Annotated in this window: 7 protein-coding genes; all 7 read right to left on the reverse strand. The window is 35.7% G+C overall.

From position 1 onward, the window contains the following. Window positions 1–84 precede the first annotated feature (84 nt). The 7 genes from OM074_RS02900 to OM074_RS02930 all read right to left on the reverse strand — a co-directional run bounded on the left by OM074_RS02900 (window position 85) and on the right by OM074_RS02930 (window position 15,779). Entirely contained in the window at window positions 85–1,632 is a 1,548-nt protein-coding gene (locus OM074_RS02900; RefSeq protein ID WP_301197777.1) for a glycoside hydrolase family 32 protein, read from the reverse strand. A gap of 45 nt (window positions 1,633–1,677) precedes the next feature. Then, window positions 1,678–3,222 carry a glycoside hydrolase family 32 protein gene (locus OM074_RS02905; protein ID WP_301197778.1) on the reverse strand — a complete coding sequence of 515 codons (1,545 nt, stop codon included), beginning with the start codon at window positions 3,220–3,222 and terminating at the stop codon, window positions 1,678–1,680. A gap of 50 nt (window positions 3,223–3,272) precedes the next feature. After that, window positions 3,273–4,436, reverse strand: a complete 1,164-nt coding sequence (locus tag OM074_RS02910) for a DUF4960 domain-containing protein (protein WP_301197779.1) — start codon at window positions 4,434–4,436, stop codon at window positions 3,273–3,275. A 30-nt stretch (window positions 4,437–4,466) separates the two neighbouring features. Further along, the gene (locus OM074_RS02915; RefSeq protein WP_301197780.1) at window positions 4,467–6,194 is read right to left on the reverse strand and encodes a RagB/SusD family nutrient uptake outer membrane protein; all 1,728 of its coding nucleotides are present in this window, start codon (window positions 6,192–6,194) and stop codon (window positions 4,467–4,469) included. Window positions 6,195–6,206: 12 nt separating this feature from the next. Then, window positions 6,207–9,383 carry a SusC/RagA family TonB-linked outer membrane protein gene (locus OM074_RS02920; protein WP_301197781.1) on the reverse strand — a complete coding sequence of 1,059 codons (3,177 nt, stop codon included), beginning with the start codon at window positions 9,381–9,383 and terminating at the stop codon, window positions 6,207–6,209. Window positions 9,384–10,106: 723 nt separating this feature from the next. Beyond that, window positions 10,107–12,869: a substrate-binding domain-containing protein gene (locus OM074_RS02925; protein ID WP_301197782.1), complete on the reverse strand. Its 2,763-nt coding sequence runs from the start codon at window positions 12,867–12,869 to the stop codon at window positions 10,107–10,109. Window positions 12,870–14,213: 1,344 nt separating this feature from the next. Continuing rightward, complete coding sequence (locus OM074_RS02930) at window positions 14,214–15,779, reverse strand: glycoside hydrolase family 32 protein (RefSeq protein WP_301197783.1); 1,566 nt, start codon at window positions 15,777–15,779, stop codon at window positions 14,214–14,216. Between the last annotated feature and the right edge of the window lie 36 nt (window positions 15,780–15,815).

Here is a 15,815-nt window from a genome sequence, read left to right on the forward strand (position 1 = left end):
TATCAAAAGATAATTTTTGATTTTATCTCACTGTCATTATATTTATAATTCCTGATTCAATACTAAAAATTTGCTATATAAAATTTACCAGATTGAAGACAGATTACTGATTGACCCACCAATTAATTCAACTTCTCCCTTTTGCGAAAATAAGCATACCGAAGTAAATTTATCTGCTGTAAATAACTGTTCTGTCATGCTAACTAAACCATCAACAGCAAATAATTCAACTGAGGATTCATCTATGATGAGTTTTAAATCCAGCGACGGGGAACTCACAATATAAGGTGCGTTATGAATACCTGCAAATTCCTGGTTCGGACTGTCCCAGCCACAGTTACTCCTGTCAATAAAAAAAAGTTTATTTAAGTTATCGTAACCAATTTTTAGCGACTCATTTTTTTTATTTGATAAAATAATCCCAAAACGTTCACCAAAATTCATTGCTGTATTGTTTTCGGTATTGAAGTTCAAGTCTATTTCCATCGGGAATTGTGGTTTCATATTAATCTCCTGCATTCCTGAGATTGTTGAACCTGAGATATTTTTTGAACCTGATTTTAGTTTTTCAAATTCTTTTACCGGCGACGAAATCATTAGATAGTCGTTATAGATTTCTGTCAATTCCAGAGTTCTTGGAAGGGTAAATACCCCCCTCCAGCCCGATGTCGGAATCTCATTTGCATATTGCCAGTTATTCATCCAGCCAATTAAGATCCTTCTGCCATCCTCATCCGGGATATCCGACCAGGTCACACCTGCGTAATTATCTTTGCCATAATCGAGCCATTTGGTTTTTTCTCCATGCGGTTCAAAAACATGTCCGTCAAAGTCACCAATAAAGTATTGTGTCGCAGATCCTCCGTTTGGCCCTCCTGGATTGATGCTAACCAGTAATACCCATTTTGTTTCGTCTGTTCCTTCAATCTGCAAAGGAAACAAATCGGGGCATTCCCACACGCCGCCATGTGCTCCGATTCCTACTCCGAATTCACTTTCCAGGGTCCAGTCGATTAAATTAGGCGAAGAATAGAAATTGATATGGTCGAGTACAGCAAGGGTCATAATCCATTTCCCGCTTTCTGGGTGCCAACTCACTTTCGGGTCGCGAAAATCGCGGATTCCAGGATTAGGCAAAACCGGATTATTTTTATATTTCGTCCAGGTACGTCCTTTATCAAGGCTGTATGCAATTCCCTGGTACTGAAACTTATCAGTTCCGGCACTCTCCAACTCGCGGTTATGATAGGTAAAAATAGCTACCATGGGCGGAATGCCATTTTTACCCAAACCCGATGTATTTTCCCAGTCGATAACAGCACTTCCTGAAAAAATCCATCCCAAGCTATCTGGATACAGGGCTATCGGCAGCTCCTCCCAGTGTATAAGGTCTTTGCTGATGGCATGCCCCCAGTGCATTGGTCCCCAAATTGTTGTATCAGGATTATATTGAAAAAATAAATGATATTCTCCATCATAATAGACCATTCCATTTGGATCATTTGCCCAACCTGATTGAAGCGAAAAATGGATCTGAGGACGATATTGCTCAGTATACTTCTTCTGATCGTGCTTTTTAACACATGATACAAAACTTAATATTATTAAAAATACAGTAATTATATTTTTCATCTGAATTATTGATTTTGTTGATTAATACTTAATATTTAATTCCAATCAATGATTTACTGATTTTTGAATAGAATTGATTTTAAAATACTTAATAAATGAATTATTAGAACTTCCACTAATAGAGAAAGAATTATACTTGTATTCACTAAAAAACAGAACTGTCATTACTTTTTCACCACCGTTAATTAATATTTCTAACGAGGATTGATCGACAATTAAATCCAATACAATTTTCCCTTCCGATGGTTGTATATCGCATTTTATCTCCTTTTTAAATAACTGATCGAAATCCGAAATGCCACATTCACTTCTATCAATACTCAAGGTTGAGTTTACTTTATCAAACCTTATAAATATTGATTCAAGTCCATTTCCGGTTTTTATTTCAAAATCATTTATATTTTCTGTTTCCATTTCAATTTCGGCCCAATAACTTCCATATTCTACAATGGAATTATTTTCCAGTTCGATACTTTTTTGCGGTGTATCAATAATGAGGACATCATCATCACTCATTAAATTATTCAATTCTGCTACCGCTTCAAAAGCTAATAAGTATTGATCATTCTTCTGAATTAATTTAAGTTCAAGGGGTATGGTCATTTCACCACGCCATCCTTCTGTTGGAGTAGCTCCAGCATAAATCCAGTTACTCATCCATCCCAGAAAAATCCTTCTACCATCTTTTTCAGAAATATTACTCCAGGTAACTCCTGCGTAGTTATCAATACCATTGTCTACCCATTTGATCTCATTATTTTCAGAAGTGAAAGTAGTTCCATCGAAACTACCAATAAAATACTGCGTGGCACTTCCTCCATTTGGCCCACCTGGATTTATACTCACCAAGAGTACCCACTTAATTTCATCACTTCCTTCAACTTGTAAGGGAAATAAATCAGGACATTCCCATACACCGCCCTGTGCACCTCTTCCTGCACCAAATTCACTTTCAAGATGCCAATCTATTAAATTAGGTGACGAATAGAAGCTTACATGATCAAGAACAGCCAACGTCATAATCCATTTCTGCGTTGGTTCATGCCAAATCACCTTAGGATCACGAAAGTCAACAATTCCTGGATTCTCTAAAACAGGATTTCCTTCGTATTTAGTCCACGTTTCCCCCTTGTCAGTGCTATATGCAAGACTCTGGGTTTGTAAACCATTATTACTTTTATGATGCGTAAAAATTGCTACCAACGGATCATTATCGTTTGATTTAAATCCTGCTGTGTTATTTTTATCCACGACTGCACTTCCCGAAAAAATATAACCCATATCATCGGGATAAAGCGCAATTCCCTTATCTTCCCAATGAAATAAATCGGTACTTACGGTATGCGCCCAATGCATTGGGCCCCAATTTGTACCATCGGGATAATATTGATAAAAAAGATGATAGACTCCATCATAATATACCATACCGTTAGGATCATTCATCCAATTTTCTTGTGGTGAATAATGAAACAATGGCCTGAGATTGCGATGTTTTAAAACCGGATTTGATACCACATCAGCGGTATCGTCTTTTGAACAAGAAATAAAGGAAAATAAGACCAGGGAATATATAATGTAAGATAATTTCATTGCAGATAATGATATTTAAAGGCAGGGATTCTATCCCTGCCTTTATTTAATTAGTTTTTTTGAGATAAATAGTTTAATGAATTCTTCGTAATCAAATTAATATTATTTTGATAGGCATTCACTCCATCAGGATTAATATCTCCTTCGCTATTCTGATTAAATTCAAATCCACCAATACCTTGATAAATAGCCTTTCCACTGAAGAAATCAGTAGGTAAAAGTTCGAGTACACCAGCCATATAGTAATCTCGTATTCCACCCCAAACACCAATGTAATTAACCTTGTTGGATGTTGTAAATGCAGTATAAGCATCTTCATCAGCGTTACCATATCCATGATATTGAGCAAGGTCCACCATTACGTAATTATGGTCTTCTCTATAGCCTGCTCCTATTATTGGCACCCATTTGTAACCGTCGCCATCTGTGCTAAAGGAAATACCCTTATATATCGGATGCGCAGTCATATCATGCGCACCAATACTGGCACCAATGCTCCACACATCACTATTCTCAAAACCAAGACCATCGCCAATAACCATGTTGTAGGTATTCGTTAGTCGGCCCATTGTCCAGAAATAACCACAAGCATATCCGTTAAATAAAAGATTTCCGCCGTTTTGATAATATTCTTTCATTTTATTTAAAACAGTTGCATCATGTGCAATTGCAGGTAAATCGCGTTCTGAATCATTATACCACCAAAGAACCCTGAAATCATTTAAATCAACCTCTCCATTCTTTATGGCATCGAAGCTGATATATTTACCATTGTCATAATTAGCAAAAAACCATTGTGCAGCAGCTTGTTGATCGTCTTCCGTTATTCCGGCAACATTAGCAGCAGTTCCAAGGAAACCAATAAAAAATTGTTCTGTAACAGAAATTGTGTATTCGCTGTAAACATCACCATTCACGATGGTAAAATCAATCGGATTCGTAAAATCCATGCCTGAAGTGATCGCCGGAGTGATTACAGCACCTTCTGTCAGCTGGATTTCAGGACTTATATTCGAAACGTCAGTTCCATCTGGCATCGTAACCACAATTGTTTTTTTTGCTTCATCAATAACACCTTCAACTCCATTAACTGAAAATTGAGATATTGTAACATCCGTATTCAATTCAAGGTTTGAAGTATATTCTTCCTCGCAGGAATTAAATACCAGTCCTGAAAGCAAGATGAATGTTATGTAAATAAAATATTTTTTCATTTTTATATATTTAAAAATTTCCCAATAATGTTACCACCCATAATTTTGCTTGTACAAACCTTTACTAAAATCAATCTGATTCTGAGGAATAGGAAAGTACTCATGCTTCCCTGTTGTAAATCGACCATCTTTCAGGTATTCCCTTTTGGTTTGCTCTTCAACAAAATAGCTATTGATATAATTTCCAGCTATTCCCCAACGTACCAGATCGAAGAAACGGATTCCTTCCATTGCCAATTCAAGCCTTCTTTCCCAGCGCAAAGCCTGACGGGCAAATTCCTGTGTCCAGTCACAGTTTATACCTGATTTATATATGTCCATGTTGTAGTTTGAACTTGGATTGCCATTGTTCATTTTCAACATGGCAGTACTATTGATTGCACGTTGCCGAATCTCATTAATAATTGGCAGCGCTTCATATTGACGCCCTAATTCAATTAGTGCCTCAGCTTTCCATAATAAAACATCGGCATAACGAATGATATCAGTATTTTTCGAGCTCGCCATAAATGGAGGGACTTTTTGAAAACAATCGCAATCCGGTGATTGATTTTCTTTTAAGGATGAAAAATGTCCATAAATTTGAGTTGCCCTGGCCCAGTCTTTCTGATAAATAAAATTCGGATCATATTTCCAAGGATGTCCAGGTATTGCAACGGTATGGTCTAAACGAACATCAAAAGAATTGTTTTGAAAATCATCCCCCTCCGAAACATCTGAATTATTAAATGTGTCAAATTCTGGCAACCCATTTACATCTGTTTTAAATGAATTTACAAGGTTCTGACTTGGAATATGAAACCAGCAACATCCGTACTCCGGATTCATTGGATAGTTTAACATATTTCCCCAATCCAAACGTCCTTTCGGTGTACCATCATCAACCGAACGCTGAATCGCAAAAACCGACTCACTACTACCTTCATCATGACTCCAAAGAAAGTTATACCCAAAATCGGCAAATAACCCATACTGTCCTGAGCTAATAACTTCATCTACAAGAGAAACTACTTCTTCTAGTTTTGAAGTATTTATACTTGTAACAGAATTATCATCTCCTTGCTCGTAAGCCTGATATAGTTTTGTTTTTGCCAAATAAGTTTTGGCTGTATATTTATTTGGTCTTCCCTTATCACTTTGTGTTTCCGAAAGATTGTTTGCAGCAAATTCAAACTCTGTAGCAATTTTATCCCATAGCTCACTGTCGGTGAATTGTCGGTTAGACACGTCACTATAAGCATTTCCTTCTATCGTTTCATCTATCCAAGGAATATATTTAAACATGGTTTTCAAAACGAAGTAGTAATGTGCTCTTAAAAAACGCATTTCGGCCTGGCGTTTAACCTTCTCCGCATACTCATCTACAGAAAGTTTATTAATAACTTTAAGCGCCTCGTTAGCTCTGCCAATTCCAACATAAAGTCTATACCATTTTTGATCAATAAGAGGATTATCGGCAGTGTTAAAGGCAAACAGTTCCAAAAAATTAAACTCCCAAATATCACCGGTGCCACCACCACCTTTATAAGAATCACCACTTGTAATATCAGCGTAAGGCCACAATGAGTTAGGAGCAGTATAATGATCATTACCTAACTCGGAGTAAGCAGCAATTACCATTCCTTCTGCATTCTCTGGAGTAAGTAATTGATCTCCACTGATAATACTTTTGGGCGCCATATCAAGAAAGGAATCAGAACAGGAGAACAAAAACCCTGCTAATGCAATTGTCAATATTTTTATCGTTAATTTCTTCATGATTTTCATTTTCTAAAAGTTTAAATTAACTCCGATTGTATAACTAGCTGGAATCGGATATGCAAATCCAGGAGATTCAGGGTCAACACCTGTAAATTTATCCTTCCCTTTATTATCTTTGATTGTAAAAAGATTCTGCCCTTGAAGGTAGATTCTGGCAGAAGTTAGTCCAATTTTCTGAGCCAACTGTTCTGGAATAGTATATCCAACTTGGAGGTTTCTTAATTTCAGATACGATCCGTTTTCAATAAAATATGTCGAAGTGCGATTCTCATTATTAGTATCTGTTAAAGTTAGCATTGGAATAGTAGAACCAGAATTTGTAGGCGACCAGGCATCCAAAGTTCTGCTCCCAAAGTTGGTTCCTTGCCATATTGAAGTAAAGTCGGTAAGATGTTTATATTCATTATATACATCTGCCCCATAAATACCTTGAAAAAATAAATTTAAATCGAAATTTTTATAGGAAAAACTAGCATTAAAACCATATTCAAATTCAGGCGTTGGGTCTCCAATCCAAGTTCGATCAAGTGCATCAACAACACCATCAGGCTGGTTAACCCAATTTCCATCGGCATCTAATCCTCCAATATCTTTATATCGTATTCTTCCAATTCCTTTTCCTGTTTGTTCAGCATGGTTATTTACCTCTTCTTGATTCTGGAAAAGACCATCAGCTATATATCCAAAGTGAACTACATCTGAATGACCGAGTACCGTTTTACCTGTTGCAGGATCTCCTGGATAACCTGTTAATACTTCATCTGGCAAAAAGGTAACCTCTCTTTTGTAAGACGAAATATTTGCCGAAAGATCCATCTTAATACCATTTGAGAATGCTTTATTATAACCTATCACAAATTCCCATCCCTTATTTTCAAGCGTTGCTCCATTTTGCCACTGATTTCCACCTTCTCCTTTTACAGCTAAATAAGGTGGTTCAATTAAAATATCATTTGTTTCCTTAAAGAAGTAATCCATACTTCCATAAAGTGCTTGATTAAAAAATCCAAAGTCAATTCCAAAATTCGTTTGATTTGCTTCTTCCCACTTTAGCATAGGGTTTCCTTCGCGTATTTTTCTAAATCCTGAAGGTAAAGTACCGGTATCTGATCCAGTAATATCGTATGCCGTTCCAGAATCAAAATCCCAAGTTGGATCAATGCCATAATCTGTTCGATAAATAGAATAAATAGCTTCATTACTGATTTCCTGATTTCCTGTGATTCCCCATCCAGCCCTTAACTTTAGATTAGATATTGCATCAAAGTTATCCTTAATAAAACTTTCTTCGCTCATTCTCCATCCCACAGAGAAAGCAGGAAAAACTCCGTACAAATTATCTTTACCAAAACGTGAAGATCCATCACGACGTACAGTACCGGAGAACAAATATTTTGAATCAAAAACGTAGTTAATCTTTGCGAAATAAGAAAACAGGGAATTTCCTGCGCCACCACCACCATTCAGAATTTTTTCTGTTCCAGCATCAAGGAACATATAATCAGCATCCTCAATAATATAACCTTCTCTACTACCATAAAACGATTCATACTCCGCTTTAACAGCCTCAGTACCAGCAACAATATCTGCAACATGCTTACCAAATTCAAATTTATAATTTAGCGTATTTGTCCAAGTGTATGACAAATTGTGCATTTGAGAAGTTGCTACTCTGTTAATATCACTGATTAGAAAACCTGACATATAACTATAATCCATTTTTCGGTAATAATTTTCAGTATAATCAATACCGTAATTTGTTCTGAAATGTAGATCCTTGATAATTTCTAAATCCGCAAAAATATTTCCAAAAACTCTTGCTGTTTTTGAATGATTTTGTTTATTCTGTTCTATCAAACGAACAGGATTATGACGGTCTGTCATACCAGGCGCTGGTCCTCCCCAACCACCATCAACCGAATAAACTGGCACAACAGGTTGTTGCACTAAGGCAAGATACATTACATCATCAACCGGAATATCAACATTATCGACACGAGAAATAGTGAAATTTTCTCCAACTTTCAGTTTCCCATCAAAGAAATTATAATCTGTGTTTATTCTCGCAGTTATTTTGTTTGAGTTGGTTTCTTTAATTATACCGTTATGATCATAATAATTCAAGGATATCAACGAATTTCCTTTCTTATTTCCATTGGAAATAGTTAAATTATACGATTGGATCAATGAATTCTGTGAAACTTCATCATACCATTTTGTATCAGCCGGGCGCATGGTACGTGCCGGATCAATATACTCAGGTAGTAAAATTCTATCAAGCACAGCATTATCACCATCCGTGTGCCAGTCGTATTTATAAATACTCGATGTTGGTGTCAGACCGTCGTTAATAGATGCCTGCCAATTTACAAGTCCTCGTTCGTATGTATTTAAAACATCAAGTTTTGTGCTGAACTTTTGAACTGTTGCATATGTATTAAACTCAATTTTAAGTTGTCCTTCTTTACCTTTCTTAGTAGTAATTAGAATTACTCCGTTACTTGCCCTGGAACCATAGATACTTGCAGCTGATGCATCTTTCAAAACCTGCATTGTTTCAATATCATTTGGATTTAGCTGTTCTATACCTCCAGTAGTAGGCATTCCATCAATTACATAAAGAGGATCATTGCTTCCTCCTCCCATTGTACTACCCCCTCTAATTCGAACAGTAGCATACGCTCCTGGGTTACCATCAGTTGTTACTGTGACTCCTGCCACACGTCCTTGAAGAGCTTTTACTGCATTTCCTGTTGGAGTTTCTTTTACCGCTCCCATATCGACAACACCAACAGCCCCAGTTAAATCTGCTTTTTTCTGTGACTGATAACCTGTTACAACAATAACATCTAAATTTGTCAGTTGATCAACCATAGTAATAGAAAGGTCGTTAACAGGAGATGTTACATTATAGGTAACAGATTCCATTCCTATAAAAGAAAGAGTTAATGTTGACCCAGTAGGAGCTTTTATACTAAAAAGACCATTGACATCACTAATAGTTCCTGTATTTGTTCCTTCAATAACCACTGAAACCCCTGGGAGAGGATTTCCCGTTTGATCCATTATTGTACCTGATATGCTTACATCTTCCTTAACTTGTGCAGTTATTGGAATAAAAGAAAGCATAAATAAAGACAGAATTATATTCCTGAGAATTCTGCTTTCAAAACTGTTTTTCTTCATAACACTTCGATTTAGAATACTTAAATTAGTTTCATCATTAAATTTCATGTAACGATTTCTTTTTAACAATCGTTAATACAAATTTATGGTCGGAAACAGTCCTGCACTAGTAAGAAGGTTACAGGTTATATTAATTTAGTTACCTCATATAACGCGTTTTGTGTTAACTATGACATATGTTACATGCAGGTAACATTTTAAGTTAGTGATTATTTACTTTTCTTTAAATATTTTTAAATCTATATTTACATATATGACATTCTGAATTCAAACTATTAAACAATATAATTATCATCCTTTCCATAAGTTTTCGCCCTGCTACATATAAAACAGAACAAATACAAAAACTTGCTATTCCCCAATATTTAGGGTGCTTACTTTTGAAAAGTATTGATGCTAAAATTGAATATCAGCATATTAACTGTGAAAGATTAATAATTTTCCGGTTTATCGGACTACAATGAAGAAACCCAATTTTCTAAACTAATAAAATTTATCGTACATTTATTTTATCGCAATGTACATTACAGCAATTTAACGTACAGTAATTTTATTGCTATATGCCTCAATATACTAAAAGGGTAAATATCGCACATTATATAATTATTTAGGCGTAGTAAAACACTCAAATCAGGAAGGGAGTTGTAATTCTTTCAAACATTCTATTTAACGTTATCATATCTTTATGGTACTTTAGGTAAAACGTTTTAATAAAAAACCATCCTAAATCGATTCCCTGTAGTCACTTGGTGATATTTCAAAATGATCTTTAAAACACTTGGTAAAATATGAAGGTGTTGAAAATCCAACTTTATAAGCAATCTCAGCAATAGTGCTATCTGTATTTTTAAGCAATGTAAGTGATTGTTTCAATTTAGTTTGAGTAACAAATTCGCTTACAGATAAGCCTGTTATTTTTTTTATCTTTCTGTATAAATGAACCCTTGACAGACCAACAAGATTACTTAATTCTTCAACATTAACTTTAGAATCAAATTTATTGTCGATAATGATATTGCTTATTCTTGAAAGGAAATTTTTATCCATTCTACTCATTCCTTTCTCCTCTTTGGCTATTTTTATAGGATCCTGATATTTTTCCCTCATTTTAGCCTGAGCCTCTAACAGTTTTTTTACTCTTAACTGCAGATGCTCTTTATTAAAAGGTTTAGCAATATAACTATCTGCTCCTTCTTCCAAACCTTCCAATAAATGCTCCAATGAAGATTTTGCTGTTAACAGAATCATTGGTATATGACAATATCTGAGGTCGCTCTTAACCTTTCTGGTAAGTTCTAACCCATCCATTACAGGCATCATAACATCAGAAATGATTATATCAGGACCTTCTGTTTCCACTAATTTCAATCCTTCACTTCCATTTTTGGCCTCCAAAATGGAATATAATGATGGCGAAAAACATGATCTGATATATTTTCTGATATCAGGTTCATCTTCCACAATAAGTAGTAAGGGTTTGTCACTCTCCGAAATACCTGTTTCTAATTCTATTGATATATCTTCCCAGGGCTCATCTATTTTCTCAAACTCAGCAGAATCAAGCATTACAGGATGCTCTGTCATTTTACCATCCGGCAGTATATCATCTTGAGTAAAATGATTTTTACCTAACGGTAATAATATCTTAAAGCAGGTTCCTTCTCCTAGTTTACTTTCAACTGTAATTTTTCCCTTATGCAATAAAACAAGCTCTTTTGTTAAGGACAAACCAATTCCTGTTCCTTTATAAGAAACAGTGGAATCTGCCTGATAAAAACGATCAAATACTTTTTCTACTTCATGCTGAGGTATTCCTTCGCCATTATCTTTCACCTCAATTTTTGCATACTCCTCATTTTCATCTTTACACAGGCAGTCTAAAACAATTTCAATCCTGCCTCCTTTTGCTGTATACTTAAAAGCATTTGACATTAAATTAAACATCACTTTATCCATTTTATCCCAATCAAACCAAAGCGATAGTTTTGCATTTTTATTGACAACCTCTACATCAATTTGTTTTTCTGTAGATAAATTGAGAAATGCTTCTTTTATACTATGCATAAACTCATCCAAATTATAATGGCCAACCTTTAATTTCATTTTGGCTGTTTCAATTTTTCTAAAATCCATTATTTGGTCTACTAATCGTAATAAGCGCAAAGAGTTGCTATAGATAGTACTTAATTCTTTTTTTAAAACTTTATCTGTGTTATTTGTCTTGATTATATTTTCGAGAGGACCAACAATTAAGGTTAACGGAGTTCTGAATTCATGTGAAATATTCGTATAGAACTGCATTCTGGCCTGAGTAGCTTCCTGAAGTTGCTCAGACATTCGTTTGAGTTCGTTATTTTGAATGGATATGGCTTCCTTTTGGTCTTCAAGACTTTTATTTGCAATTTTTTTATTCTTGAAGGCTATAAAAAGTAGAAATATCAGAATAACGACTAATGCTAAAGAAAATAAGGTAATAAATAGTAATATCTGCTGCTTTTTAAATCTTCCTCCAAGCAGATCCAGCATCCCTTTAGATCGGGCAATATCATTCTGCAGGTTTTCAATGTTATTGTATTGCAACCGGGTTATCTTAACATTCAGATCGTTGATTAGGGTTGTGGGCAACAAATTTATTTTCTTAAACGGACTATCTGACAATATTTTAGATGCGATGACTATGGCCTCCTTTCCTCCCGTAGGGTAAATTAATGTAGCATCAATAATACTGTTTTCAACCAATTCAACACCTCCGCCTGCACTAGGAGAACCATCCACACCAATAATTTTAATCTTCCGATCAGAAAAGTCTTTGCTAATAACTTCACTTGCTGCAGCAGCTAAAAAATCAGCATGTGCAAAAATCGCATCTACATCAGGATTTGAATGTAAAAAATAAGATAAACTATCCAGTACTGTTTGATTATTCCAATTTGAATGGATTCTATCAACAATAGATATTCCTGAATGCTGAGATAAGGCATCTTCAAAACCATTCATTCTTTCCTTTGCCGGAGAAGAACTTAATGCACCTAATATCTCTATGACATCACCATGTTTATTCAAAATATCGGCAATATACATTCCTGCGGTATATCCTATCAGAAAGTTATCACCTCCAACATACGCAGTATATTGATCCGACTCAATCTTTCTATCAATTAGAACAACAGGTATTCCTTTTTTATATAAATCTTCTACAACGGGTTGAACTGCTGCAATTTCTATGGGTGCAATAATTAATAAATCAATCCCTTCATTTAGCAACTCCTTAATTTGCTTAATTTGGAGCGAAGTATTATCTCCTGCATACTTGATTGTCAAGGCTAAATCAGGATGAAACATCAACTCCTGATACATCTCCTTCTCCATTTGTTGTCGCCAGTCACCACCCGAACATTGAGAAAAACCAATTCTATGTGGTTTTTGAGCAAATGACGTTAATGAAATTAATATCACCACTAAAACTAGGATAGACTTTTTCCACATAGAAAGCTATTTATAGATTATGTTATAAATATAATTAAATGCAGCAAGAAAAACACTTACTGCATTGGATATAAAGAGTTCATTAGGTTTTTAAGCTGTTTTCATAACAATATTCTCAAAAAGAAGCATTGCTTTTATTTATAGAACTCTGCATCATGGAAATCAGATCTTCTCCTTTGTAAGGAACTAATACCACAACTAACACTCGCAAGAAAACATTATTTAAATTCAAAACAATGCCCTTTGCCCTTTGCTCTACGCTCTATACCCTAAGCTCTTTTCCTTTTTTGCTCAAGCCGCAAGGGCTTTTACTTTTCTCCTACAGCAGAGAAAAGTAAACAAAAGATGCCGCGGCTGCACCTGCCTCGCTCAAAAAAACTACCATGCTTACGTCGAAAGCGCTGAACTTGCCTTTCGTACCTCAAGGCTTCAAACAGCACCGCTTTTATCGACTTCAACATCTTGTTTTTTGGCTCACCAGCTGATGCCGGGGTTTCCAGTTGCAAAAGGAGATATGTTTTAATTAAAACAAGTCTTTTTTGAATTATGCAACATGTTTTCTCAACGCTGCTATGGCTGCCGCGCGTGTCCCCACGCGTGGTTTATTATATCTATTTCAATTTAAACTACTTCTCAACCAACGGAAACATTTCTCCTCCTTCGGAAGGAGTAGAAATAAAGCCACAACTCCTCGTTGTAAGATGACATCTCTTTCAACCCAAAACAATGCCCTTTGCTCTATGCTCTTTTTTCTTGTTCCATAATCCCTTCTGCTTGTTTCATTCCACTCTTGCTCAAGCCGCAAGGGCTTTTACTTTTTTCTACAGTCAAAAAAGTAAACAAAAAGTCCGCCGGCTGCACCTGACTCGCTCAAAAAAGCTACGATGCTTACGTCGAAAGCGCTGAACTTGCCTTTCGTGCCTCAAGGCTTCAAACAGCACCGCTTTTATCGACTTCAGCATCTTGTTTTTTGGCTCACCAGCTGATGCCGGGGTTCCCAGTTGCAAGAGGAGATATGTTTTAATTGAAACAAGTCTTTTTTGAATTATGCAATATATTTTCTCAACGATGCTATGGCTGCCGCGCGTGTCCCCACGCGTGGTTTATTATATCTATTTCAATTTAAACTACTTCTCAACCAACGGAAACATTTCTCCTCCTTTTTTCAAGGAGGAGTACGGTGAGGTACGAACCGGGAGGTAGTTGTAGACCTATACAAAAATTAAAATACACTCCCTTCTCCTTGTTCCCTCCTCCTTTTTCCTATTAAAACACCTCATCACCCTACACCCTTTGCACTACTCTCTAAGCTCTTTGCTCTATGCCCTACGCCATATCCGACCTCTACTCCACATTAAAAAACGTAGCTGACTCCAACTCTACTGATCCTAAACTTGAAAAAAGCGACAACTTATTAAAAGATGAATCGGGAAACAAAACATTTGTCATGGCTAGTTTTCCTTCATCTACAAATACTTCTACCGAAGAAGCATCAATAATGATTTTCATTTTAATTTCATCACCAATCGTATATGGAGCTACATCTTCACTTAAATAATTAGAATCTGTAAATTGTGTATTAATTTTTGTTCTGTCTATAAATACCTGTTTTGACAACATATTATAGCCAATCTTAAACTCCTCGTCTGCATCATTTTTTAATAGCAAACCAAAAGCTGTTGTATGACCATTTAATGATCCTTTCTGCGGTTTAAAAACAAAATTTAATTCACAGGAACCTAAATCCAGGTCAATATTATTAATATCCGACATCCCGGAAAATAACATCTTATTAATCTGCATTTTCAATATTTTCGATTCTTCAAATTCCTTAATAGGAAAGGTTGTCAGTTGATATTGATTTTTATCTTTTATAAGTTTTATTTCGCGGGGTAATGTCATGGCACTTCTCCATTTTTCTGTTGGAACGGTTTGTGCATAAATCCAGTTACTCATCCATCCAATAAACAACCTGCGACCATCTTCTTTAGGAACATCAGACCATGTTACTCCTGCATAATTATCTTTACCATAATCCAGCCAATCGCTCTCATTCTTTTCCGGAACAAAAGTCTTGCCATCAAATTCCCCTATAAAATACTGCGTTGCAGAACCTCCATTAGGACCACCAGGATTTATACTCATCAACATCACCCATTTAATATCATTAGCACCCTCAACCTGAAGTGGAAACAAATCCGGACATTCCCAAACACCTCCATGAGCTCCTATTCCCATTCCAAAGTCACTTTCAAAAGACCATGTTTTCAGATCCTTAGAGGAATATATTTTTGCTATATCCCCGGCAGCCAATATCATTACCCATTGCTTTGATTCCTCATGCCAGATTACTTTAGGATCCCGAAAATCTCTGATACCAGGATTTGGTAAAACCGGATTGTTTTTATACTTCTTCCAAGTTCTTCCTTTATCTAAACTATAAGCAAGTGCCTGATATTGATAATTATTTTTCCCTGCTCTTTCTCCATCTATATTATGATATGTATAGATAGCCACCATGGCAGGATTATCTTTTGATCCAAATCCGGTTGTATTTTCCCAGTCAATTACAGCACTCCCTGAAAAAATATATCCAAGTGAATCAGGACATAATGCTATTGGAAGATGCTCCCAATGCAGCAAATCATTACTTACTGCATGCCCCCAATGCATCGGACCCCAAACCGCACTATCGGGATTATGCTGATAAAACAAATGATATTCTCCTTCATAATAAACCATTCCGTTAGGATCATTCATCCAATTAGCCTCAGGCGTAAAATGAAATTGGGGGCGAAACTTTTCCGTTTCTATAGTCTCATTGGAAGTTTCAGTTTTCTTACAACTCATTTGTAAAAAACCAATTAAGAAGACAGCTATTACATATGCTATTTTATTTCTCTTTATCATTTTATCACAATTTTATCTTTTACTTAAACTCAATGC

It is taken from the genome of Plebeiibacterium marinum (assembly GCF_026013615.1).
In the GTDB taxonomy this organism is placed as follows: Bacteria; Bacteroidota; Bacteroidia; order Bacteroidales; family Marinilabiliaceae; genus Saccharicrinis; species Saccharicrinis marinus_A.